Consider the following 26,968-nt stretch of genomic DNA (forward strand, 5'->3'; position numbering starts at 1 on the left):
GTGTCACTTTCGCTTTGGCAGCAATGTCTTGCCCGATTGCAGGATGAACTACCTGCCACAGAATTCAGTATGTGGATACGCCCTCTTCAAGCTGAATTAAACGATAATACACTGGCACTTTATGCCCCGAATCGTTTTGTCCTTGATTGGGTTAGAGATAAGTACATCAATAACATCAACGAGTTATTGAATGACTTTTGTGGTACTGATGCGCCAGCTCTGCGTTTTGAGGTGGGGAGCAAACCCATCACCGTTTCTCCTACCAATACTCAGGCTCGCCATACCCATGAAGCGCCAGCTATCGCCGTTCCGTCGGCGCCAGTGAAGCCAAGCTGGGATAACTCAACCAAAGCGCAACCTGATGTTGCCTATCGCTCCAATGTTAACCCCAAACACACCTTTGATAACTTTGTTGAAGGTAAATCAAACCAACTCGCTCGTGCTGCTGCGAGGCAAGTTGCCGAAAATCCAGGGGGAGCATACAACCCATTATTCCTTTATGGGGGAACGGGCTTAGGTAAAACACACTTATTACATGCTGTAGGCAACAGCATCATGCAGCACAAAGCCAATGCGCGTGTCGTATATATGCATTCTGAACGTTTTGTGCAAGATATGGTCAAAGCTTTACAAAACAATGCGATTGAAGAGTTTAAACGCTATTACCGCTCTGTTGATGCACTGCTGATTGATGATATCCAATTTTTTGCGAATAAAGAGCGTTCTCAAGAAGAGTTTTTCCATACCTTCAATGCGCTGTTGGAAGGCAACCAACAAATTATTTTGACTTCCGATCGCTACCCTAAAGAGATCAATGGGGTTGAAGATCGTTTAAAATCGCGTTTTGGTTGGGGTTTAACGGTGGCCATTGAACCACCTGAATTAGAAACCCGTGTAGCGATTTTGATGAAGAAAGCCGATGAAAATGAGATCCAGCTTCCGGGCGAGGTGGCTTTTTTTATCGCTAAACGCCTACGCTCCAATGTGCGTGAACTGGAAGGTGCGTTAAACCGTGTTATTGCCAATGCAAACTTTACTGGCCGCGCTATCACCATTGACTTTGTGCGTGAAGCGCTGCGAGATTTGCTAGCACTACAAGAAAAACTGGTAACTATCGATAACATTCAGAAAACTGTGGCTGAATATTACAAAATAAAAGTTGCGGATTTACTTTCTAAACGTCGTTCTCGCTCTGTCGCCCGTCCGCGCCAGATGGCGATGGCGTTGGCGAAGGAACTGACCAATCATAGTTTGCCTGAAATCGGGGATGCCTTTGGTGGCCGTGATCATACAACGGTATTGCATGCTTGCCGTAAAATTGAACAATTGCGGGAAGAAAGCCATGACATCAAAGAGGATTTTTCTAACTTAATCAGAACATTATCATCTTAATTGCTATGAAATTTACTATTGAACGCGAGCAGTTATTAAAACCGTTGCAACAGGTTAGTGGTCCATTAGGTGGGCGTCCAACGCTACCTATTTTAGGTAATCTTCTTTTACAAGTTAAAGAAGGCGCTTTGCTATTAACCGGAACCGACTTAGAAATGGAGATGATGGCCCATGTTCCTTTAACGCAGGAGCATGACGTTGGAGCAACCACCGTTCCAGCACGCAAGTTTTTTGATATCTGGCGTGGGCTTCCTGAAGGTTCTGAAATTCGTGTAGAACTCGATGATGACAGGCTGCTTGTTCGCTCAGGGCGTAGCCGTTTTTCACTATCGACATTACCAGCCACAGATTTCCCGAATTTAGATGATTGGCAAAGTGAGGTGGAGTTTTCGCTTCCACAGTCAATCCTCAAACGCTTAATCGAAGCCACTCAGTTTTCAATGGCTCATCAAGATGTCCGTTATTACCTCAACGGCATGCTATTTGAAACCGAAGGCCAGTTATTAAGAACCGTTTCAACCGATGGGCACCGCCTTGCTGTATGTGCGATGGATATCGGGCAAGATTTACCTTCACATTCGGTCATCGTGCCACGCAAAGGGGTCATTGAGTTAATGCGCCTCTTGGATGGCGGTGATACCCCTGTCCAATTGCAGATAGGCAGTAATAATATTCGTGCCCATGTGGGGGATTTTATTTTCACCTCAAAACTGGTTGATGGCAGGTTCCCTGATTATCGTCGTGTTCTGCCGAAAAACCCGGATAAGACATTAGAAGCTCGTTGTGATCTGCTCAAGCAAGCATTTTCACGCGCGGCCATCTTATCGAATGAAAAATTCCGTGGCGTTCGCTTATATTTCAGTGAAAATCAGTTACGCATTACGGCAAACAACCCAGAGCAAGAAGAAGCGGAAGAGATTGTTGATGTGAATTATCAGGGTACTGAAATGGAAATAGGCTTTAACGTTAGCTATATCCTTGATGTGCTCAATGCCCTGAAGAGTGAAAACGTCACTCTGTTTTTAACCGATGCTGTGTCGAGTGTTCAAATTGAAGACTCCGCAAGTAGCGCGGCTGTTTACGTTGTTATGCCAATGCGTTTGTAATCGTTTTATGATCCTTTCGCGTTTATTGATCCGCGATTTTCGTAACATTGAAGATGCCGATCTCGCTTTAGCTAATGGGTTCAATTTTTTAATTGGCCCCAATGGGAGCGGCAAAACCAGTGTGCTTGAAGCGATATACACCTTGGGACATGGTCGTGCTTTTCGTAGTATCCAAGCGAACCGCGTGATCCGTCACGAACAGGCTCAATTTATCCTACATGGGAAATTAGGCCATCTGGATGCATCGCGCAAAGCATTGTCGTTAGGGTTGAGTAAAAACCGTGAGGGTGACAGTAAAGTCAGAATTGATGGCACAGACGGCCATAAAATTGCAGAACTGGCAAAATTATTGCCAATGCAATTAATTACCCCAGAAGGGTTTACCTTACTAAACGGTGGCCCTAAGTATCGACGTGCATTTATCGACTGGGGCTGTTTTCATAACGAACCGTTGTTTTTTTCCGTTTGGTCAGACTTAAAACGGTTATTAAAGCAACGCAATGCTGCATTACGGCAGGTCAGTCGCTATGAACAAATACGCCATTGGGATCAGCAATTAGCTCCGCTTGCAGAGCAAATCAGCCAATGGCGTAGTGAATATATTGCAGGTATTGCGGAAAATATTGAGCAAACCTGCCAACAATTTTTGCCTGAATTTGTATTATCGGTCTCTTTTCAACGCGGTTGGGATAAAGAAATCGATTATTCAGAGCTATTAGAACGCCAATTTGAGCGTGATAAAATGTTAACCTATACCGCCTCTGGGCCACATAAAGCTGATTTGCGGATCAGGGCGAATGGAACCCCTGTGGAAGATATGCTTTCACGCGGTCAATTGAAACTTTTAATGTGCGCATTAAGGTTAGCGCAGGGTGAGTTTTTCACCCAACAGAGCGGGCAAAGATGCCTGTATCTACTGGATGATTTTGCCTCAGAACTTGATTCGGGACGCCGTCAATTATTGGCTGCTCGGCTTAAGGCTACGCAAGCTCAAGTGTTTGTTAGTGCAATAACACCTGAGCAAGTTAAAGACATGATTGATGTAAATAGCAAGATGTTTAGCGTAGAACATGGCAAAATAGAAGTTAAACCACAGGAATAAATATAGCGGGAAACGTTGATGTCGAATACATATGACTCCTCAAGTATCAAGGTATTAAAAGGGCTGGATGCCGTGCGTAAGCGCCCAGGCATGTATATCGGTGATACCGACGATGGTACAGGTCTTCATCACATGGTCTTCGAGGTTGTCGACAACGCTATCGACGAAGCCCTCGCCGGTTTTTGTGACGACATCGTGATCACAATCCATGCTGATAACTCAGTCTCTGTTCAAGATGATGGTCGTGGTATTCCAACAGGTATCCATGAGGAAGAAGGGGTATCAGCAGCAGAAGTTATCATGACGGTACTGCATGCGGGCGGGAAATTTGACGATAACTCCTATAAAGTCTCCGGCGGTCTACACGGAGTTGGGGTTTCTGTTGTTAACGCCTTATCCGAAAAATTAGAGCTCACTATCCGCCGTGATGGTAAAGTTCATGAACAAACTTATTGCCACGGTGAGCCACAAGGCCCACTAACTGTTGTTGGTGAAACCGATCAAACCGGAACTCGCGTCCGTTTTTGGCCAAGCTTAGACACCTTCAAAGGCGTCACTGAATTTGAATACGACGTTTTAGCTAAGCGTCTGCGCGAACTGTCATTCTTAAACTCTGGTGTCTCAATCAGACTGATTGATAAACGTGATGGCAAAGAAGACCATTTCCACTATGAAGGTGGAATTAAAGCGTTCGTTGAGTATTTAAGCCGCAATAAAACCCCAATTCACCCATCTGTATTCTACTTCTCAACTGAGAAAGATGGTATTGGTGTTGAAATCGCCATGCAGTGGAACGATGGCTTCCAAGAAAACGTTTATTGCTACACCAATAATATTCCACAGCGTGATGGGGGTACTCACCTTGCGGGCTTCCGTGCCTCAATGACACGTACACTCAACAACTACATGGATAAAGAAGGCTATCAGAAAAAAGCTAAAGTCAGTGCAACCGGTGACGATGCCCGTGAAGGCTTGATTGCAGTTATCTCTGTTAAGGTGCCTGATCCTAAGTTTTCATCACAAACAAAAGAAAAACTCGTTTCTTCTGAGGTGAAAACAGCCGTTGAAACCATGATGAATGAACGGTTTGTTGAGTATCTATTAGAGAACCCAACTGACGCAAAAATTGTTGTTGGTAAAATTATTGATGCAGCGCGTGCGCGTGAGGCAGCACGTAAAGCACGTGAAATGACTCGCCGTAAAGGCGCCTTAGATCTGGCGGGTTTGCCGGGTAAACTGGCAGACTGCCAAGAGCGCGACCCAGCACTTTCTGAACTCTACCTTGTGGAAGGGGACTCCGCGGGCGGCTCTGCAAAACAAGGCCGTAACCGCAAGAACCAAGCTATTTTGCCTCTAAAAGGTAAAATTCTTAACGTTGAGAAAGCGCGTTTCGATAAGATGCTCTCCTCACAAGAGGTCGCTACGTTGATCACCGCTTTAGGCTGCGGTATTGGGCGTGATGAATATAACCCAGATAAACTGCGTTATCACAGCATTATTATCATGACGGATGCTGACGTCGATGGTTCGCATATCCGTACGCTGTTATTGACCTTCTTCTATCGCCAAATGCCTGAAATTGTTGAGCGTGGTCATGTTTATATCGCTCAGCCTCCACTGTACAAAGTGAAAAAAGGTAAGCAAGAGCAATACATCAAAGATGATGATGCGATGGATGAGTATCTCATTTCTATTGCACTTGATGGAGCCGCGCTACATCTAAGTGCTGATGCACCGGCGATGAAAGGCGAAGAGCTAGAAAAACTGGTTGTTGAATACAATGCTGCACACAAGATCATTCGTCGTCTTGAGCGGCTCTATCCACAAGCATTACTGAATAGCTTGGTGTATCACTCTACCTTGACGGAAGAAGCTCTGAAAAGCAGTGAACAAGTCGAAGAGTGGACTAAAGGCTTAGTTCAACGCTTAGAAGACAATGAGCAGCTTGGTAGTACTTACAGCTATACCATCAAGGAAAATCGCGAACGTCAGCTATTTGAACCGACCATTCGTATCCGTACTCATGGCGTCGATACTGACTACAATCTCGACTTTGATTTTGTTCACGGTAGCGAATACCGCCGCATCACCCATTTAGGTGACATGATTGCCGACCTAATTGAAGAAGGTGCTTATATCGAACGTGGTGAACGCCGCCAGAATATCAAAAACTTCGAGGAAGCGCTGGCGTGGTTAAGTCGTGAGTCACGTCGTGGCCTATCGGTACAACGTTATAAAGGTCTTGGTGAGATGAACCCTGAGCAACTTTGGGAAACCACTATGAACCCTGATACACGTCGTATGATGCGCGTCACCGTAAAAGATGCTATCGCAACCGACTTGCTGTTCACCACTTTGATGGGTGATGCCGTTGAACCTCGTCGTGCCTTTATCGAAGAGAATGCTCTGAAAGCGGCAAATATTGATATCTAATTTGCGGCGAGAAAAAACCGTTATCAGCTTGAAAACCCTGTGTGAAAACATAGGGTTTTCTTTTATCCATGACTTAACATAACGCTAGTTTACAGTTTTTTACCCCTTGTATATTGATTAAACTCTCTTTTTTTATGTTATAAACGCTTAATACATACCTAATTAACTTAATTAAAAATAATACCCAATTAAATCTTTAAATTAGATATAACCAATCATTATCACTATGCGTTTATTTATCACTTTAATTTACTTTTTGCTGATTTCCGCTATACCCGCACTATTGGGTGGTGATATTAGTTTACTTTCCAAGCTCGCGATCACCGTAACGGGCGCATTAGTTATGTTGCTTTGTGCGGGGATCTACCGCACGCTGGCTGGGAAAATCATCACGGTATTTGTTACCTTTTTATGGGCGCTCAACCTCTCCGTTTCATTTTTCTTTTATCAAAAACACGATATCCGCTTTTCCTCGTCGATTGCCGAAACATTTATCAACACCAATAGCAGTGAAACTGTAGGCATGCTCTCCTACAACAAATACTATGTTCTATTTTATATTATTGTTTTCGCTGTTTATTTTTTGAGTATTCGTCAAGGTGCTAAATACCTCAATCGCAAAGTCACTTGGGCAAGCTTGGGGGTATTTTGTGGTTATCTTGTGTTGATCCCAACCTATTATTCCGCGTTATTCGCGAAACAAGATAGCTATCTACTTTTAGGGGAACAATATCTCTCTCACACCCCTTTTTATAACGCGTCTGCACTGATCAGAAATTTATATGAAAATAGAGGCATTCGGAAGATATCCAGTTATACTGTTCAATATCAATACGATAAAAAAGAAACTGCTGCCGATGTTTATGTCTTGATCATTGGCGAATCGGTACGCCGAGACCACCTAAGCCTTTATGGTTATCAATACGATACAACACCCAATTTAAACCGCCGTAAACCACAAATGCTGCTGTTTAATCAGGCCTATTCGCCTGCACCAGTCACCATCCTATCGGTGCCAGTGTCTCTCTCAAACATTAGCTTTTCACAGATGCAGGATAAGCAGCACTATGCTGATAACATTATTGCCTTAGCTAACCATGCGGGCTTTGATACCTATTGGATCAGCAATCAAGGTAAAACCAATAAAAAAACCAGCGTTATCTCCACCATTGCTAGCATGGCAAAACACAAGAAATGGAATGAGTTTGTCGGTTACGATGAAGAGATTTTAGACTATTTCGACCAAGCCATTAGCGATGATCCGCAGAATGGGAAAAAGAAAAAACTGATTGTATTACATACCTATGGTAGTCATGAACCATCCTGTAATCGCTTCCCTGAAGACCAATACCAAGAATTTAGCAAGCAAGAGGATGATAACTGTTATGATAGTTCGATTGCCTATACCGATAAATTTATCGATAAGATCTTGCAAAAATTAGATGGTAAGGCTGCAACCGTCATGTATTTTTCTGATCATGCCTTACAGCGATTAGACAGTGACCGTAACATTCACTACCACCATGGTGTCAATAGCCCACGCAAAGAGGCCTATGAAATTCCCCTGTTTATATGGTACAGCCAGAGTGCGTCCAAACCTGTATTGAACGAAACCGCCCTCAATCAGCCCTATTCTACCGCGAATAATTATTGGCTAATGAGTGATTGGTTAGGAATACAACAGCGCTCCTCTAAAGCCTGTTTATCTCCACTACGCGAGTGCTATCAGCCACAGAAAACGATCACCATGATTGATGGTAATCGGAACTTATTGGAGCTCAATACGCTCCCCTCAGAACAGACATCACCACAATAATCAGGCAATGGCTCGCTCTAAAATCATTGGAGCGAGTGCATCACTCTTGGTTATCCGTAAACCGTTCAGGGAAATCTTTAATAGAAATATCAACGGCATTCTTTGCCAGGCTGTCAAGAAAACCAAATAGTTGCTCAGCGTCTTGTTCCGTTAAATCTGCCGCCAAGTAATCATTCCACTTATTTAATTTATCATTCAGCTCCTCAACAATTTGCTCCCCAATCGCCGTTAGCGAGATATGGTAAGCACGCTTGTCAATTAAGCTACTCTTCTTTTCGACCCATCCTTGCTCAAGGAATTTACTGATCCCGCGCGTTGTCACCGACTTATCAATCACCATTGCACGCGAGATTTGCTCAAGCGTCGATTCATCATATTGCTGAATATGAAGTAACATCAAACACTCAATCGCATTGATCCCATAAGGCTCCCCCATCCATTTCATATAGCGATGGGCTGCACGGCTAATTATCCCAAAAACACGCGCTTGGTCTGTCCGCATAAATACCCCATTAGTTGATTTTATCAACTAATTAGTTAATAATCTGTTATCCATTTAGTTGATAATATCAACTAATCTTACTATTCACACGCAGATATTACCCATATTCAATACTTTATGTCACAAAATAATGCTTTGTTGCAGCGTTTAGGTTTTAATTCAGATCGCTTACGCTTTGCCACAATCACTGCTTGCGCCTCAATTATTGCGCTGTTTGTTGCTCAATATTTTCAGCTTGTCCATCCACAATGGGCAGCGATGACTGTGTGGGCATCTGCTCAGCCTTGGCGTGAAAACTTACTCGAAAAGAGTTGGTGGCGTTTTGCCGGTACTGTCAGTGGCGTACTCGCTGGGGTACTACTCATCTACCTGCATTTTATCCACCCGCTACTGTTTATCTTTGGGCTTGCCATATGGCTAGGGGCGTGTAGCGGTATTGGGCAACTCCAAAAAGGATTTGTGGCTTATGGTACGTTACTCGCAGGTTATTCTGCCGTGATGGTAAGCATGCTTAGCGTACATGACTCAAACAATATCTTTTTGGTGGCTTGGGATAGGCTATGGACTATCTTGGTCGGCGTTCTCTCTGCTGTGATTTTTAATTATCTATTCACGCCAAAGCGAGACCAAGCACCTATAACTGTTTTAAAAAACCAGATAAATCAACAGTTTTATACTATTTTACATCGAGCCTTACATAAGAAAGAAGCGATTAAACCAGATGATATTCATCATCTCTGGCAGCAAATCGCAAGCTATGATGAGCAGTTAGAAGCAAACCGTATTGGTTGGCGCTACCATCGAAAACAGGTGACTCAAGCACGGCAACGATTAATTGCCCAAAGCCAAATATTACTGCATTTAACGCAATTTAAATCGATTGCCGCATTCCCCTTTCCAGACCAAGAGCCGTCAGAAAGAGAGTGGAAACACTTATTATCACTTTGCCCAAATAGCCCCTTAAAAAATCTTTTGGTCACGCTCTATTACGCAATTAAAGGCACTTCGATAAAGCGTGAAAGCCGAGTCGATAAGCTCAAATTACATCAAGACAAGATTTCGGCATGGCATGCATTTTCGCGGTCATTTATCACCATTGGTGTGGTTGGGGTGCTTTGGCTATTAACACAATGGCAGACACTGGCTTATCTCACTTTAGGCCTTTCAGTGATGCTAACCATATTTGCTTCATTTGATTACCCCGATAAGTTCATGAAAAATGTTTTCACGGGGCAATTTTTGGGGGCTATTGCCGCTTTAATTTGCAGTTGGTGCCTGTGGCCTTTTGCAAGCTCATCATGGCAAATGACCTTGTTAATTATCCCTGTCATCATTAGCGGCATCATTATTTTTGCTCATAGCCGATTAATATTTATTGCTTTTGATTACATAATGGTTTCACTGATCTTACTGCAACCTAGCTACCCATTTTCAATTTCTTTTACAACCAGTGTGGGGAATGCGATTGCGATTGTCTGTGGACCTCTTGTGGCTATGATTGCCTTTATGTGGATTTATCCAACTAACCCCCAAAAACGTTACCAACATCTGCTTCAACTGGCTGATCAACAATTTAAGCAAGGGGTTGCACAGCTTATTCAAGGCCATAAACCATCAACAACGCGCCTAATGCATCGTTTATTAAATGGGTTAATACTTGCCAAAAAAAGCGAGCAGTCTTTCTCTGCTACACTTGATTTCTTCGAGGTAAGGCAAGGTATCTGGTTGATTTTAGTTATACTGCATAAACAATTTATGCATCAACCCTCAAAAAAACGCGCCCTAAATGCATTAGTTTTTCGCTTACAACACGACAAAATCGATGCAAACAAGCTAGAGCGAATCATTCAGCGATTAAGTAATAACCACGATAATCCAAAGAGGCTAATGCTATTACAGGACTATTTGAACAGACTGGCGGAGCAGAAAAGAAGATAAAAAACTGCACCTCCACGTTGGATGTGAGGTGCAGATTAATATGTCTATATGGCTTATAGTAGGATGTTTAGCATACGACGTAGTGGCTCGGCAGCACCCCACAACAGTTGGTCACCGACGGTGAAGGCAGACAGATATTCTGGCCCCATATTCAGTTTACGCAGGCGGCCCACAGGGGTACTCAATGTGCCAGTCACCGCAGCAGGTGTCAGCTCACGCATGGTGATTTCACGATCATTCGGGACGACTTTCACCCATTCATTGTGAGAAGCCAGCAACTGTTCAACTTCATTGAGCGGGATATCTTTTTTCAGTTTTAATGTGAATGCTTGGCTATGGCAACGTAATGCACCAATACGTACACATAAACCATCAACAGGGATAATATTACTACCTGTTGCCAAAATTTTGTTAGTTTCCGCTTGGCCCTTCCACTCTTCACGGCTTTGGCCATTTTCTAGCGCTTTATCAATCCATGGGATCAGACTGCCTGCCAAAGGTACCCCGAACGCATCGGTTGGCATGGTGCCGCTACGAGTAAAGTCGGTCACTTTTTTCTCAATATCTAAAATGGCCGATGCAGGATCTTGTAGCTCTTTAGCCACTTGATTATGTAATGCACCCATTTGCATTAATAGTTCACGCATATTGCGCGCGCCAGCCCCTGAAGCTGCCTGATATGTTGCGACAGAAGCCCATTCAACGAGGTTATTGGTAAACAAGCCGCCTAGCGACATTAGCATCAAACTGACCGTACAGTTACCACCAACGAAGGTCTTAATGCCTTTATTCAGTCCATCTTGGATATGTTGTTGGTTGACGGGGTCGAGAATGATGATCGCATCATCTTTCATACGTAAGGCTGATGCCGCATCAATCCAATAGCCTTCCCAGCCTGATGCACGTAATTTAGGGTAAATATCATTCGTATAATCACCGCCTTGGCAACTAATAATGATATCTAGCGCTTTTAATGCATCGATGTCATTCGCATCTTGCAGCGTTCCGCGATGCCCACCATAAGTTGGCGCTTCAGCGCCATGTTGCGAGGTGGTAAAAAATACAGGATGAATTGCATTAAAATCACCTTCTTCTACCATTCTCTGCATCAAAACTGAACCGACCATACCTCGCCAGCCGATAAATCCTACATTTTTCATTATGTTCACCCTGTCTGTTTAAAATTCTCCCCCCGAATAAATGCTCTGCTCCATCCGAAAACAGGTTTTGCTCTCAGCAGAAACAAAAAATTTATTGGGTACATTAAAGCTGACAAAATATGAACCAGTGTGCAAGTGAATTTATTCACTAATAGTAAGAAGATTAGAAATGTGCCTAATGATCCCCCTATCTTGGCGCTTATACCCTACGCGCAAAAGGCTAAACGTAGAGGGGCTAATGAAAAAAAACCATCGCGACACAGGACTGCCGCGATGGCGCAGGAAAACTGAAGTCAAGAAAATCAATCACTAACAGTTCCTAGATAAGCTTAACGTTTCTTTCTACAACCCTGTACCGCCTTAAAACGTGGATTCGTTTTGCAAATCACATAAACACGACCACGCCGACGAACGACTTGGCAATCAGGGTGGCGCTGTTTAGCGGTTTTTAATGAACTCAAGACTTTCACGTTTATTTCTCCTCTTTTGATAGGAAGCGAGCAAAACGTTTCTGGAACTGCGCGGTTTTCCCTTCTTGTGAAATCATTTTTTGTTTACCGGTATAAAACGGGTGTGACTGTGAAGAGACATCCAAAGTGACATATGGAAAGCGTTCACCTTCAAACTCTATTGTTTTTTCCGTTTTAATCGTTGAACCAACTTTAAAATAAGCATCAGCACTGGTGTCGTGAAACACGACGGTTCGATATTGAGGATGGATCCCAGATTTCATCATAACGCCTCTAATTGTTATGTTATAATATAACAATATACACTTTTAAATAGCGATGCAATCCTTTTATTGAAAAGGAACACTAAAAAATTATTAAATATTTGTTTTTATTGTGGAAATGAATGTTTTTGCTATAAAACGCACTGATTTTATAGGGAGCTATAATCTTTATTTGATATTTAGACCAACTATTAGTTGATAGTTTTATTAATCATCAAAACAACTAATAGAGTAAATCAATGAACGTAGAATCAATTACTTCTCAGCATACTGTCGCTAAACAGATAAAACCTTCTTTCACTGACACGCTACTAGGTTCGATTAAGAGTATACAAAATAAGATAAAATCTTCTGCCCCCAAAGTACATGCCACACTCAGTAGTGAAAAGAAAATAGAAAGCAGGATCCCCGGCAAAACGTTCCAATTGGCTATGGAGTACCAAAAGACCTTTCCGCCACACCACAACGTGCATACATCAAGCCTAGATAGCCTTTTATCAATGGAAAATGACCCAAAAAAATCCATTATTGATTATTTTGACAGAGTCATTGTGATTGGTGATAGCTTGTCTGACTCAGAAAAGAGGATGTATCACAAGTCAAAAGGGCTTATCCCCCGCTCCTCTCAATACTATAAAGGTAAGTTTACTAATGGCAGCGTATGGACCGAATTTCTGACAATGCCAAGCATCATGCAAAGCGTGGCATTCCATAAAGGGATATCTCACGACCCGAAAGTGACGCTTATTAATAGGGCAGAAGGTGGGGCACCTTGTGCATCTTATTCAACGTCATCCCCTAAATTTAGGTTTCTCTCTAATATGGAAAAACAGATAAAAGGATTAAATTTTACCGAAAAGGATTTAGTCATTGTTTTTATCGGTGCCAATGATTATCTCACTTATCATAAAACAGACGTGAATTTCGTCGTTTTGAGTCAAAAAAAATCAATTGAGAAGATGGTGCAAAAAGGCGCTAGGCAAATTTTAGTCATGGGGATACCCGACCTTTCTCAAACCCCTTACGCCAAAAAGGTCGCAGAGAAAAAACCCAAATACCGACAGGAAATGCAACGTATTTCTATTGAACATAATCATAAACTTAGACAACTCGTTGAGCTTATGAATTTACAGCAACCTTGTCGGATCATGTTCTTTGACGTCAATAACACCATGGATAACATTATGAATGTCGTCAATAACATAAATGCCAGAAAGCCGGGATCTTATGAGGTAAACAAGGCTTTTTCACATGGGTACATCTTCGGGAACGCTCCCTTAGAAATCGACCCTCACTATGTATTTGTTGACGAGGTACATCCAACCCAAGAAATCCATCATATTATTGCGATGGAATTGCATCATTTTATTTATAAAAACTTTAATCCACAGAACAAATCAATATTAATCAGCGAACCTTAAACCGTCTAAAAAAACAACAGGAGGCTCGTTTGTCCATACAACTAGCCTCTTATTGCCCTCCCTACACTTCCACGGCAAAATCTGCGCTTTCTTTAACATGAACAAAAACAATGTCTAGCAGCAAAGCCGCATTATCTGACTAAAAACTTTTATATAATCAGCCTCAAACGCTACCATTTATGACTTATCAAAGTGATACTAAGCGTATTAGATAATTGTCACCATTAAGGAGATACCTATGTATTACGGCTTTGATATGGGCGGTACAAAAATTGAACTTGCTGTGTTTGATGAATCACTCAACCCCATTTGGCAAAAACGCGTACCAACACCAAAAGATGATTATCAAGCTCTCCTTAATGCTTTTCGTCATCTTACTGAAGAAGCTGATACTCAATTTAACGGTCAAGGAAAGGTGGGAGTTGGCATACCCGGTATTGTCAACCACGAGAAAGGAACGGTATTTACTACAAATGTACCCGCCGCTAAATATCAGCCTTTGGTCTATGACTTAGCCGATACCTTACAACGCCCAGTCAAAGTAGAGAACGATGCTAACTGTTTTGCGCTTTCAGAAGCTTGGGCGCCTGAGTTTAAAAATTACCCAACGGTACTTGGTCTGATATTAGGCACTGGCGTTGGTGGCGGCTTTGTCACCCACGGTAAAGTCCTTCCCGGTAAAAATGGCATTGCTGGCGAAATTGGTCATATGAATGTGACCTTACAGGGCGCTCGTTTACTTGGAAACCAAGTTCCGGAAGTCATGTGCGGTTGTGGTAAACCTGCTTGCTTTGAAACCTATTTGTCCGGCCCAGGTTTTGAACGCATCTATACCTCATTTACAGGTGAACAAAAATCAGCGATTGAAATTATCCAGCTTTACTACCAAGGCGACCGCAATGCAAAACAGCATGTTGAACGCTATATCGATTTATTAGGGATGTTTTTAGGTCAAGTATTGACCATACTAGACCCTGATTTAGTGGTGATTGGTGGCGGATTATCGCAATTTGATGGTATTTACCAACTTCTGCCTGATGTTTTGCCTCAGTATTTGTATGGTATCGCGAATCTCCCTGCCATTGAAAAAGCACGATATGGTGACTCCGGTGGTGCAAGAGGTGCTGCGTGTTTAAACTTACTTGATTAATTCTATTTAAATTTTTTCATACTAAAAAACTGAAGCAGCGCTAAATACACCGTGTCTCTTTTCGTTGTTTCAGTTTTTAAATAATGAGATCGGGAACCAAAACACCGTAAAACGCCCCAAATTAATGGCCAAAAAGAGATTCGCCAATTCACATCTGGCATGACTATTTTTAGCATCCCCTCGACAAACACCCCCAGTCTATCAATAGACAGATAGATTTATTGAACGCCAATTAATGGCAATAGCCTATTCTTTATCAAATGATTATTGTCACTGTTAAAAACGGTGTGTTTATTTTTTATCAAAGCTCAACTTATTAATGCTACATATTGTTTTTATTGATATTTTTATTTACCAGTGTCAATAAGAAAATCTTCAATTAATGATTAAACTCATTTAACTTAAGGTTCAAAAATAAATTAAACATACGGTTAATTATAATATAGCCTCCCTTTTAACCAGTCAGAAATTATCTTAAATAATCGAATAACATCATAAGCATTCGCAATTTAACTAAGTGAAAACAGTCCATCATATTAACGAAGCTGGTGAGCTATCATCAACATATAAGGGTAAGCTGTCTAACTATTAGACAATGAAATAGGGCTAGCGACATGCCTATTTTTATTAGTTGATTGATTAAATCACTTTACCATCGCTTACTAGTTGTGAACTATAAATACGACAAAATAATAATAAAGACATTATAATTGATTTTTTGCCAACTTCATCACAAAAAAATAATTATGATTCATGATTAAATTAAATCATGAACTATATGTTCACATATTGCTAGGAGTCATTAAATTTGTTAGTCGCCTTAGCAGACCTTATCGGTTATCAGATAAGCCAGTCTTTTAAAATCTAAATGCATAATATCACTTATCAGATATTTTTAAAATATCAATTGATGTAGTGGCTGTGATTATCATGGCAAAAGATAACTCCGATATTATTAAACAATCTCTCTATTTCATATGATTAATTAAATCGTATGAAATAAAGCATCGTATTACATTAATGAGGTATATCATGGATTTTAATCAATCTCCTTTAGCTATAAATAGTGCAAACAAAAAACAATCCAGTTTTGATTTAATTGTACAAAGTAGTTGTCGTTCCGTTATGCAACAGCCATTAGTGAATTTCACTAATAATCCGTCATTAATTAGCTTACAGCAAGATGTCAATTCTGCATTAGGCACAGCAAAAGAAAATGCAAAATATTATCTTGATACGATACAACCAATGATAATTAGGAATATTTCCAGCATTAGTGCTTACTATACAATTCATAATTCAATAGCATCCCAAGTTCCGGCGGGAAAAAGTATTTCTGATTGGCTAAATATTTTAGGTGCGATTAGAGATCAATCAAACAAATATGCAAGTGAGGCGAATGTAACTAGCACACTCTTATCACAATTTAGCCATAAGCTAGATAATAGTGTAGCGAGTTTCTATGATGTTGTTGATAGATTAAACACAGCGATACTAGGTGATAACGGTGCGCTGTCTCAAAATAGAAATAATATACTCAATATACAAACACAAATAGCTGCTGATCAAGCCGGTATAACGATTAGTGCTTTAGGTATTGCTGGAGGGTTCTTTTCTATTATTGTGGGGGCTGTGGGTTCCCTCGTTACCGGAGGGGCGGCAGTAAGCATGGTGATTGGAGGGGCGGTGGCAATAGCAACAGGTCTTGCTGGTGTTATAGGTGCGGTACTTAAACTTCAGGGTGACCTTAGATTGAAAGAGAAGTTATTAATTGAAGATGCTAATTTGAAAAATGAGGTTAGAGTCGCTCAAGCATGTTCAACGGGAAATGCGCAACTGGCAACTTGTATATCACAAGCAGCTCAAGCTTCACTTGAAATGTCAAATGCATGGCAGTTTCTCTCTAATGATATAGATAACCTTATTAGTGACCTAAATATGGGAATTATCAATACGGATAATGTTAGAGAATTATTCTTATCTAGTGCTAATAACCAAGTTAAAATCGTATTAAAAGATACTGATACAATTAAATCGCAAATGAGTGGTGTTGAATATGTCATCAACCCTAAAAAGTTAACTTATGATTTAATTAATGTTAATTAAAAATCAGCACTAAAAATAGCATAGGAAGTTAATAACATGAAGTAAAATTAACTCAATCATAAGGTGAAGGTATGAACATTTTAAATTATAAAAGCCTAATGTTTAATTATCTTGGTATATTAAGCAAGTATAATAATTCGCAATGGAACTTGCCCTTTTATGCCCAGAAAATAATCATCGCAATTAATAATTCAATGCTTGTATGCGAGAAAGTTATTGAGGCTTCATCAGCTCAAATCCAAAATTGGATTAATGAACTTAAATCAATATCCAATTTTATAAATATGAATGACATATCTAGTTGTCGTGAAGCATTCTCTAAAATGCAACTTGATTCATCTAATGTCATTAATGATATATCGTTACAAATAAGTGTCCTGCAAGACTGTGTTAGTACTATAGAAGACGTCATGTCAACATCTCAAATTTTCTATGGTGATCCTGAAATTAACGCATTAAATGAATTTAAAAATGACGTAATTGGTTTTTTTAATATTGAAATGAACTTTCAAGTATATCTACTTGTAATATTATCGGATTGCAAAGCGCTAAATAATCTCTTTAGCATAAGTATACAACCATACAACTATGAACAATATAACTCGATGTTAGTTGTTAAGGTGCAAACCGAAGCCTCATTTGTAAAAGTAAAGGAATTAAGATTGTCACTTTAGGATATAGGGATTAAAGGCGCTTATTGCAAAAAGTGCATTGGTGTGACGTTATTGCTCATTATTTAGGAAAATAACCATGTCACTGAATGATTTTAAATGGAAGTATTTTGCTCCCTCTATCACCCTTTGTGTATACGTAGCTATGATTCAATATCTCTGAGCTATGCCGATGTTAGTGATATTTTGGCTGAACGAGGAATTTTTCATCATTCAGCCACTTATTGCTATTTTATCGAATAGACTCCGATAGAACATGTCAAATATATCAAGCAAACCTAACTCAGTTATGGCGTAATGACGCGTACGTATCTGTAAACTATTTTCATAATGCTAGTTAAGTTAAAGGTCACAAATTGTAGGTAAAAATTGCAATGCCTGGTGTGAATTGACGAATATCTAGCTGACCATGGAAATGGGCTGCTTTACTGTGTTTTTGAATCTATAGCACGCCTTTAATCTCACTTTTTCCTTTTATTAATAACCATTTTATTGTTTATCACTAGAAAAAGATAATTTAAAAAATAATATTTTTATATTGATGCATTTTTCAGAGTTTTTTAATTCTACGGTTTCAATAAGTTATAACATAATCTTACATATTGCTGTTATGATTCATTATCTTTTATTAACAATTAATGGCAAAATAACTCCTATCTAGCCCGTTTTTATCAGTCATTGATGATACTTAGAAAAATTTCATAAATAACTCATGAAAATCAGCCAGATAATAAAGACTAGTCCGATACTGAAAATCATTGAAATTGATATGATTAAGTTAACGGTAATGGTAATAACAAAATTGAAACTCTAAATATTATAGAGAGAACATTTATGAGTTTGTTTCTACAAAACTGTCTGACCTTCCCCGTCATTATTTTTAGCGGCCTACTTATTATTGTTATGTTTTATTGGTTATGCGCCGCTTTTGGATTATTAGATATTGATTTATTTAATGTTGATACATCCGTTGATGGTGGCGGCTTTGATGCTACAGGGTTTGCTGGCTGGCTCACAAAACTCGGGCTTGCAGGTATTCCAGTCACGATTATTCTGACCTTATTTACACTATTTGGCTGGTTATTAAGTTACTTTAGTGTTCATTGGTTTATTCGTTTTATTGATATTACACTACTACGCTACCTTGTCGGCTTCACTGTATTCTTCGTTATATCCTTTATTTCAATCCACTTAACCGCCCTATGTTTAAAACCATTACGTGAGAAATTGGCTAAATCTAATACGCCAAAAACAGCCCAGCGATTAATGGGTAAACTCGCCACCGTACGTTCAGGAGAAGTCACCGAACATAAAGGCGAAGCCATACTAGAAGATGGTGGTGCAGGGTTAATTCTGCAAATTCGTGCCGCTGCTACTGAAAATATTAAGCGAGGTGACCGCGTTGTTATCATTAGTTATGACCCCGTGTCACACAGCTACAATGTGGTGACGGAAGATGAATTTCGCCAGTAATAAACACTATTTTGAACCTTTAACGACGACATTATCGAAACCCATGGAGAGAAAATATGGAATTGGCTGACCTAATGCCCTTTTTAACCATTATTGGGGGCATCATCATAGTCATACTTGGCTTTTTTGGGCTATTTAAAGCCTTCTATATCAAGGTCCCACAAGGAACTGCATTGATTGTTAACGACATGTCGTCGCAACCAAAAGTTCACTTTACTGGTGCTTTAGTTTATCCCGTCATCTACAAAAAAGAGTTTATGAGAATTTCTCTCTTAACTTTGGAAGTTGACCGCCGCGGTAAAGATGGCCTGATTTGCCAAGACAACTTACGTGCAGATATTACTGTCGCTTTCTATTTACGTGTTAATGAGACCACTGAAGACGTACTCAAAGTGGCTAAAGCCATTGGGGTCGACCGCGCATCCGATCATCAAGCCGTCAGTACCTTATTTAGCGCTAAGTTTTCAGAAGCACTCAAAACGGTTGGTAAGCAGTTTGAACTCTCTAAGCTATTTGAAGATAGGCAGAACTTCCGTGATCGTATCGTGGATGTTATCGGTAAAGATCTCAATGGTTATGCACTTGAAGATGTGGCCATTGACTACCTTGAACAAACGCCAAAAGCCGCTCTTGATCCAAATAATATCTTCGACTCCGAAGGTATCCGTAAAATCACTGAAATCACCGCTATCCATAATATTGAAACTAACCAGAAAGAGCGCGACCAAGAACTGGCTATTCAAAAGAAAAATGTGGAAACCCGTGAAGCAAGCCTAGCCCTTGAACGCCAACAAGCGGATGCAGAAGCTCGCCAAAAACGTGAGATTGAAAATATTCGTGCTCGTGAGCAAGCCGAAACATTACGCGTACAAGAAGAAGAGCGCTTAAAAGCAGAGCAAGCACGTATTCAAACTCAGCAAGAAATTGAAATTCGTGAAGAAAATCGCATGCGTGAAGTTGAAGTTGCTCAGCAGAACCGGACCCGCGCAGTTGCTATTGAACAGGAACGCGTTAATCGTGCTCGTGACCTCGAAATCGTAGCCCGCGAACGTGAGGTTGAACTACAACGTATTGAAAAAGAAAAAGCGTTGGAAGAAGAACGCAAAAATATTTCTAACGTGATCCGTGAACGCGTTATCGTTGAAAAAAGCGTTGCCCAAGAAGAAGAGCGTATCAAAGAGGTACGTGAAGTATCAGAAGCCGATCGCTTAAGACAAGTGACCGTTATCAACGCTCAGGCAGAAGCGGAAGAGTCTTTAGTTCGCCAAGTGAAGAAAGCCGAAGCCGATGAAGCGAGTGCAAAACACAGAGCCGAAGAAATCAGCACCATGGCACAAGCGGAACTTGAAGCTTCAGCAAAACAAGCAGAAGCCAAAAAACGCTTAGCAGAAGGGATTGAAGCTGAACATGCTGCACTCGGCCTCGCAGAAGCACGAGTACGTCAAGCCACAGCCGAAGCGGAAGAAAAAGAGGGATTAGTCCTAGCGAATATCACCGCTGAGAAACTCCTAGCAGAAGCGCGTGGGTTAAAAGAAAAAGGCTTAACTGAAGCACAAGTGTTGGAAGCAAAAGCACTTGCTGAACAACAACAAGGCTTTGCTGAAGCGAAAGTCCTCGAAGAAAAACTGGCCGCTCAAGCACGCGGTGAAGAGCAACAAGCCAATGCGAAAGAAAAACTGGGCTTGGCGGATGCGAAAGTGCTTGAAGAGAAACTGGCTGCCCAAGCTCGAGGGGAAGGTCAATTAGGTGCCGCACAAGCCGAAGTGATCCGTCAACGTCTGAAAGCAGAAGCGGATGGCTTGACCGATAAATTCAAATCCATGGATCACCTCAGCGATACTGCCCGTGCTCATGAAGAGTTCCGTATGCGTCTTGAGAAAGAGTTTGAGCAAGCTATGGCATCAATTGACGCAAATAAAGAGATTGCTCGTGAGCAAGCCGATGTATTGGCTGCTGCATTAACCAAAACCAATATCGAAATTGTGGGCGGTGACGGTAGCTTCTTTAATACCTTCTCTAAAGCGCTTAGCTTAGGTAAAGCCGTTGATGGCTTTATGGATAAAAGCAGCTTTGCTAAAGAGAGTGTCGAAAAGCTGATCAACCGTAAAGACGATAAGAAAATCGATATTGCAGCTTTACTGAAAAACCCTGAGGTTCAAGATTTGATTAACAGCTTTATGGCTGCAAAAGGTGCAAACCCGCAGGTTAAAACCGTCTCGGCAAAACCTGAAGCACCAACGGATGATCAGCTCTAATGGGGTATGCTCTAACGTGTTTAAATTATATTACTGGCTCGGTATGGCACTCATACCGTAGCGAATAATCATTTAACGGTAAACGAGCATCCTAGTTCAAAGGCATACATATCGGGTATGCCTTCAACTTTTGTCTTTTGTTATAGCCAAGGAAACCAACGACGCATGTCAATTCAGGATACGAGTCACGAGCAAAACATACTGGATAGTGCTGTTGCGCAAGGCGGCGCATATGAAATATTACGCAAACGCCTTACAGAACAAGGGCAACAGCTTCATCAAAAAGCAGCGCAACTCAATGACAGTCGTTTACAAGAGTTCGGTCAAAGCCAAATGGATATTATTGGCCGTATTCGTATTCGCACAGAAAATAATTGCCAAGCAAGGGATATTGTCCGAGTTGGTGAATGGCTTCTATTTGGCTATAACGTTTTCCTTGGCCTCAAAAGAGAAACACAAATTGAAGATGTGTTTTCTCTGTATCGACTGATTGATAACCAAGGTGAGTTTGATGTTGAAGCGGTCTCCTATGACGACACCTTCCTCAGTGATACGCGCTTTATCCAAGATTTTACTGAGCTTTACACCTATTACAAAAACACCCAATTACTACAGTTAGTTGAACGTGATGGTAAGCTATTAGCTAGCTTTCAAATTGGTGAACGTATCACCGATGTGCGGGTTTTCCGCTGGTCTATCTCCAGTGATAAAAGCAAAATCGATTATATCGACAACCGCGGTGAACGCGACATCGCCCTTCCCCCTGCCTATGACTTTGAATGGGTGAAAACAACCCGTGAAAACACGGTTAATGGTCGTTTTCCGCATATCAATATTTTAGATACTGTTTTCGTTGAAACTATTGGTGGCGACCTCACCATAAAATGCGAAAATAACACAGAAGATGGCCTCGGCATTTATCGCGAAGCGGTGTTAGATAAAAACCAATCCCTAGATGATGCCCAAATTGAATATGCCCAAACAGGCAGCCTGATCTTACTGAAAATATTACCCTATCGCGAAGAGAACTGGCGCTATCTCGTCTACAATACACTGACTCAAACAGCTCAACGCATTGATGCGATTGGTCAGGCATGTGTACAGCTTCCCGAAGACCACGGCATTATTTTCCCAGGTGGATATTACTTACAAAATGGTGAGTATAAAACCTTTGATCAACCTATGGATGGCATGCGTTTTCGTCGCTTGCGCCGTTCCCCAAACGGTGAGGATGTCCTGTATGTCTTCTATTCGCCAAACCAAGGTCGTATCGCCCTCTTTAATTATAATTTGATTGAGCGAAAACTGGCGATTCCGCTGATCGGGCATGGTTATGCCATGCTTGAAGATGGGAAAATGGTTCTCTTTGAAGGTGAAGGTGACGAAGCCACTCGAGTTCACCCGATGCAAGTTTGGCAAACCCCTTTCTATTCAGAAGAATTTGCCGATCAACAGCCTGCGCGAGGGGGCTTTTTTGGTCGCATTGGTAACGCTGATCTTGTACGTGGTATCTCAGAAATTCTGCATATTGCTAAAGAAATTGAAGGTAATCAGGTTTCCGTTGCCCGCTATGAACAACTGAGCCAACAACCGAAAAACCTACTTGATATTTATTATTGGTTTAATGACGAGCAATGTTTAGGTATCGGTAAATTACTCAAAGAGATCACACAAACCAGTGAACTGGTCTTAGATGAGTATGAAAAAGTCGAGAGTATCCGCCAGCAATCAGCAAAATCGATGAATGAAGCGGCTAATCGGCAAAAGACACTGATGTCTTTAACATTACCTGAAAGCTGGAATGATATTCAGCAGTTTGTTGATGGGTTAAATGCACTCAGTGCCCAACGTGGTCACCTGATCTCCTTACGCGAATTCCGCTATATGGATTTAACGAAACTCGCGCAGATGGAAGAAGAAATTACGCAAGCACAGCAGTATGTTTCTCAAACTACCGCGACTTTCCTAGCGAGCGATAAAGCACTACAACCATTTAAAACGCAACTTTCTCAGTTTGAAGAGCAAATGGAGAGTGCTCAAAATAGTGCGCAGCTCGATATTCCAATGAATGGCATGGAAAAAATGTCTGCCGACTTGGATATGCTATCGAATCTAATGGCTTCGCTAAAATTTGATGATGTGACTCAACAAACCAACATCATTGATGCAATTTCACAAATTTATGCCCAATTAAACCAGTCACGCGCTCGTTTACAACAAAAACGTAAATCACAAAGTGCTGTCGAGACTGTGGCTCAATTTGGCGCACAATTCCGCCTATTTAGCCAAGGCATTACAAATGCCCTATCACTCTCCACGGATCCTGAACGCTGCGATGACCAGCTATCTAGGCTATTAGTCCAATTAGAAGAGTTAGAAAGCCAATTCAGCAGCCATGATGAGTTCCTAGAAGATATTCTCGCCAAACGCGAAGAGCTGCTAGAAACCTTTGAGTCGCACAAGCAAGCCTTATTAGATGAACGCCAACGCCGTTCACAAAACTTACAAACAGCAGCCGACCGCCTGTTAGATAGTTTGCAACGCCGCACTGCACGTTTACAGTCTCAAGATGAATTAAACGCCTTTTTTGCGTCTGATCCATTGGCAACAAAAACGCGTGAAATCATTGAAAAACTAAGAGAAATCAATGATAACGTCAAAGCGGATGATATTGATGCCAGATTAAAAGCAGCGCGCGACCAATCTATTCGCACACTACGCGATAAAACAGATATTTACGAAGATGGCGGTAATATAATTAAATTAGGGCCTCGCCATCGCTTTAGTGTTAACACCCAAGAGCTTGATTTAACCATCTTGCCGAAAGATAACCAACTTTGGTTATATCTGACGGGTACCGATTTCCAAGAGCCTATTGATAACCCTCAATTAGCTGAGTTACAACCTTATTGGTCAGCGGCACTTGAATCCGAGTCAGACGATGTTTATCGGGCTGAATACCTTGCATATTCAATTATCTACGCTGCAAGTAAGCGCCAAGATGGCCTTGATTATAATATGCTTAAGTCCGCGTTATCGGTGCCTGAGAAATTAGAGAAAATCGTACGCGACTTTGCAGCCCCACGTTATAAAGAGGGCTATGAGAAAGGTATTCACGATCACGATGCCATCGCTATTTTGAAAAAACTCCTGCCTGTCGGAGAGAGTGCTGATTTACTGCGTTATAACCCAACATCGCGAGCAATTGCTGCGATTTTCTGGGAACAAGTACAAAATAATGAATATCCGGCTTTATGGCCAGAGCGCGCCAGAACCGCAATGAATATTCATCAGCTATTCCATAATGATGATGCTTTGCTCGATTTGCAGGCGGAGATCGAAGCAGACATTAGCCTATTTTTACAAGAGCACCCGATACCTTGTGAGAGTTACCAACAAACTCAAGCCGCAGAGTATCTTAGCTTTGCGCTGGCGAGAACGCCTATTGAATTAGTTTACAGTAAATATGCTAGAGACCTTGTTGCCGCCTTGCAAACTCGGTTAGAAGACGCCCATATGTGGATAGACTTCAACCGTTCCCAACAAAACCTTGCAGGCCGCTATGCTCAGCGTTGGGCATTGATTCAAAACTGGTTACAAGGGCTATGTTCAGTGCCTGAATTTGCCCATCTTACGCCTTATATTCCGGGTGCAATCGCCATTATTATTTTAGACAAAGTCGCATCAGCACGTTATAGCGAAGCTGATCTGTACTTCAAAGTTAATGGGTTATTAGGCGAACATCCAACGATAGAAAATCAAACCCTCTCGTTGAGCTTAGATAACTATTTCAGTCGCATGCGTTTTCAAAGAAAACGGTTTATTCCCGCATTCCGTGAATATCAAGCGTTACGCCAACGTGTTGTCATTGAAGAGCGCCGTCGTTTGAAGCTGCATGAGTTTAAAGCGCACCCTCTTAGCTCCTTTGTTCGTAATAAACTGATCAACGACGTCTATTTACCGATTATTGGTGACAATATGGCGAAGCAAATCGGTGCTTTAGGGGAAGGTAAACGTACCGATTTGATGGGGCTACTCTTGATGATCTCCCCGCCTGGTTACGGTAAAACCACATTGATGGAATATGTTGCTGACCGCTTAGGCCTCATTTTCATGAAAATTAACGGGCCTGCGTTAGGTCATGACGTGTTATCACTCGACCCAGACCAAGCACCAAATGCAACTGCACGTCAGGAGCTAGAAAAACTCAATTTAGCGTTAGAGATGGGGAATAACGTGATGCTCTATGTGGATGATATTCAGCATACGCATCCTGAGTTTTTACAGAAATTTATTTCTCTGTGTGACGGAACAAGGCGCATTGAAGGGGTTTGGAAAGGAAAAACGAAAACCTATGACATGCGTGGTAAAAAATTCTGTGTTGTTATGGCAGGTAACCCATATACCGAATCAGGTGAAGTGTTCCGCATACCGGACATGCTCGCCAACCGCGCTGATATCTATAACCTAGGGGAAGTGCTTGGCGGCATGGATGATGCCTTCGCATTAAGCTACATTGAAAACAGTCTAACCTCAAACCCTGTACTTGCGCCGCTTGCTCTACGTGATCTCAATGACCTCTACCTTTTCGTTGATAAAGCAATGGGTAAATCAGTCTCAACTAATGCTTTGAGCTACCCCTATTCAGATGCAGAAATCAGTGAAATTGTCGCTGTCATTAAGCGCCTAATCACGCTACGCGATGTCGTACTCAAAGTGAATCAGCAATATATTGCCAGTGCAGCACAGTCCGATAAATACCGCACCGAGCCAGCCTTCCGTTTGCAAGGTAGCTATCGAAATATGAATAAACTGAGTGAAAAAGTGTCCTCTGTCATGAATGAAGAGGAGCTTGAACGTTTATTGGATGATCACTACCTCGGTGAAGCACAATTACTCACCACAGGAGCAGAAGAAAATTTACTCAAATTAGCTGAAATTCGCGGTAAGCTCACGGAGCAACAGGCCGCACGCTGGCAACAAATCAAAAAGGACTTTATGCGCAATAAAGCACTAGGTGGGGATAATGCAGATGTGGGTGACCGTGTTGTTGCACAACTTGCTGATCTGGTTGAAAGTGTACAAGCATTAAGCCAGCAAGCATGAAACAGTGGTTGAACCAACGACTGAAACTACTTGCTATTTTGGCTGGGCTATTGGTCATCATCCAAGTGATCAATAGCCTAACAGGCTATTCGTTAAATCGCTTTGGTATCATACCCAGAAGCTTAGAGGGCCTCATCGGTATCCCCCTTTCCCCCTTTATTCATAGTAGTTGGGGACATTTACTGAGTAACCTTCCTCCTTTACTGATCCTCAGCGCAGTACTGCTACATAGAGAGATCCGTGAATATCTATTAGCTTCGCTCTTTATTATTATTACTGGTGGATTAGCTGTTTGGTTAGTTGGTCGCTACGCCATTCATGTTGGCGCAAGTGGTTGGATTTTCGGGCTTTGGGGGTTACTGATCGCCCAAGGTTATTTTCGTCGCAAACTTTCTGACATTATCATCACTGTCTTGGTGCTATTTTATTTTGGCGCAATGACATCCGGCTTGCTGCCCGTTCATCAATATATTTCAACTGAATCGCATATTGCTGGTGCAATATCGGGTATTTTCTATGCATGGTGGGTTAATCGCCGCAAGAAAAGCGCCCTTTCACCTACAGAAAGCTAATTTTTAGCTAACGTGATCAGATTCACTTTTAA

General features: G+C 41.5%; 18 protein-coding genes. 14 read left to right on the top strand and 4 right to left on the bottom strand.

The genetic code is table 11. The annotated features are described in order from the left end of the window. From dnaA to I3B46_RS00025, 5 genes are all read left to right on the top strand, one after another. Complete coding sequence (gene dnaA / locus I3B46_RS00005; RefSeq protein ID WP_004924106.1) at window positions 1–1,392, top strand: chromosomal replication initiator protein DnaA; 1,392 nt, start codon at window positions 1–3, stop codon at window positions 1,390–1,392. Between the two features lie 5 nt (window positions 1,393–1,397). After that, on the top strand, window positions 1,398–2,498 hold the full coding sequence (gene dnaN, locus I3B46_RS00010; RefSeq protein ID WP_004924103.1) for a DNA polymerase III subunit beta: 1,101 nt from the start codon (window positions 1,398–1,400) through the stop codon (window positions 2,496–2,498). Window positions 2,499–2,505: 7 nt separating this feature from the next. Next, a complete protein-coding gene (gene recF / locus I3B46_RS00015) occupies window positions 2,506–3,600 on the top strand; it encodes a DNA replication/repair protein RecF (RefSeq protein WP_004924099.1) in 1,095 nt (364 codons plus the stop codon). Window positions 3,601–3,618: 18 nt separating this feature from the next. Next, window positions 3,619–6,033: a DNA topoisomerase (ATP-hydrolyzing) subunit B gene (gene gyrB, locus I3B46_RS00020; RefSeq protein WP_004924097.1), complete on the top strand. Its 2,415-nt coding sequence runs from the start codon at window positions 3,619–3,621 to the stop codon at window positions 6,031–6,033. Between the two features lie 226 nt (window positions 6,034–6,259). Then, window positions 6,260–7,849, top strand: a complete 1,590-nt coding sequence (locus tag I3B46_RS00025) for a phosphoethanolamine transferase (protein ID WP_004924094.1) — start codon at window positions 6,260–6,262, stop codon at window positions 7,847–7,849. A 40-nt stretch (window positions 7,850–7,889) separates the two neighbouring features. Here the strand turns inward: I3B46_RS00025 and I3B46_RS00030 are convergent, their stop codons facing one another. Beyond that, complete coding sequence (locus I3B46_RS00030; protein ID WP_072502657.1) at window positions 7,890–8,351, bottom strand: MarR family winged helix-turn-helix transcriptional regulator; 462 nt, start codon at window positions 8,349–8,351, stop codon at window positions 7,890–7,892. Window positions 8,352–8,468: 117 nt separating this feature from the next. On the opposite strand from I3B46_RS00030, the gene I3B46_RS00035 reads away from it, so the two are divergent. Next, window positions 8,469–10,289 (top strand): FUSC family protein, encoded by a 1,821-nt coding sequence (locus I3B46_RS00035; protein WP_163761874.1) that lies wholly within the window; start codon window positions 8,469–8,471, stop codon window positions 10,287–10,289. 53 nt (window positions 10,290–10,342) lie between these two features. Here the strand turns inward: I3B46_RS00035 and asd are convergent, their stop codons facing one another. From asd to I3B46_RS00050, 3 genes are all read right to left on the bottom strand, one after another. After that, a complete protein-coding gene (gene asd / locus I3B46_RS00040; RefSeq protein WP_004924086.1) occupies window positions 10,343–11,449 on the bottom strand; it encodes an aspartate-semialdehyde dehydrogenase in 1,107 nt (368 codons plus the stop codon). Between the two features lie 329 nt (window positions 11,450–11,778). Further along, window positions 11,779–11,919, bottom strand: a complete 141-nt coding sequence (ykgO, locus tag I3B46_RS00045) for a type B 50S ribosomal protein L36 (RefSeq protein ID WP_014657160.1) — start codon at window positions 11,917–11,919, stop codon at window positions 11,779–11,781. 2 nt (window positions 11,920–11,921) lie between these two features. Continuing rightward, complete coding sequence (locus I3B46_RS00050) at window positions 11,922–12,182, bottom strand: type B 50S ribosomal protein L31 (RefSeq protein ID WP_014657159.1); 261 nt, start codon at window positions 12,180–12,182, stop codon at window positions 11,922–11,924. A gap of 239 nt (window positions 12,183–12,421) precedes the next feature. Between I3B46_RS00050 and I3B46_RS00055 the strand changes: the two genes are divergently transcribed. The 8 genes from I3B46_RS00055 to I3B46_RS00090 all read left to right on the top strand — a co-directional run bounded on the left by I3B46_RS00055 (window position 12,422) and on the right by I3B46_RS00090 (window position 26,936). Further along, entirely contained in the window at window positions 12,422–13,603 is a 1,182-nt protein-coding gene (locus tag I3B46_RS00055; RefSeq protein ID WP_104873108.1) for an SGNH/GDSL hydrolase family protein, read from the top strand. Window positions 13,604–13,841: 238 nt separating this feature from the next. Next, window positions 13,842–14,753 carry an N-acetylglucosamine kinase gene (gene nagK / locus I3B46_RS00060; RefSeq protein ID WP_004924069.1) on the top strand — a complete coding sequence of 304 codons (912 nt, stop codon included), beginning with the start codon at window positions 13,842–13,844 and terminating at the stop codon, window positions 14,751–14,753. 1,032 nt (window positions 14,754–15,785) lie between these two features. Then, window positions 15,786–16,859, top strand: coding sequence for an HBL/NHE enterotoxin family protein (locus tag I3B46_RS00065; protein ID WP_014657156.1), 1,074 nt, complete (start codon window positions 15,786–15,788; stop codon window positions 16,857–16,859). Window positions 16,860–16,930: 71 nt separating this feature from the next. After that, complete coding sequence (locus I3B46_RS00070; RefSeq protein WP_004924062.1) at window positions 16,931–17,533, top strand: hypothetical protein; 603 nt, start codon at window positions 16,931–16,933, stop codon at window positions 17,531–17,533. An 831-nt stretch (window positions 17,534–18,364) separates the two neighbouring features. After that, window positions 18,365–19,003: an OB-fold-containig protein gene (locus I3B46_RS00075; RefSeq protein WP_004924054.1), complete on the top strand. Its 639-nt coding sequence runs from the start codon at window positions 18,365–18,367 to the stop codon at window positions 19,001–19,003. Window positions 19,004–19,059: 56 nt separating this feature from the next. Next, window positions 19,060–21,258 (top strand): flotillin family protein, encoded by a 2,199-nt coding sequence (locus I3B46_RS00080; protein ID WP_004924051.1) that lies wholly within the window; start codon window positions 19,060–19,062, stop codon window positions 21,256–21,258. Window positions 21,259–21,423: 165 nt separating this feature from the next. After that, a complete protein-coding gene (locus tag I3B46_RS00085) occupies window positions 21,424–26,364 on the top strand; it encodes a DNA repair ATPase (protein ID WP_104873107.1) in 4,941 nt (1,646 codons plus the stop codon). Then, on the top strand, window positions 26,361–26,936 hold the full coding sequence (locus I3B46_RS00090) for a rhomboid family intramembrane serine protease (protein WP_036942428.1): 576 nt from the start codon (window positions 26,361–26,363) through the stop codon (window positions 26,934–26,936). The genes I3B46_RS00085 and I3B46_RS00090 overlap by 4 nt, the downstream gene beginning before the upstream one ends. The last annotated feature ends 32 nt before the right edge of the window (window positions 26,937–26,968 follow it).

The sequence above is a fragment of the Providencia sp. 2.29 genome, from assembly GCF_015832305.1.
Taxonomy (GTDB): Bacteria; Pseudomonadota; Gammaproteobacteria; order Enterobacterales; family Enterobacteriaceae; genus Providencia; species Providencia stuartii.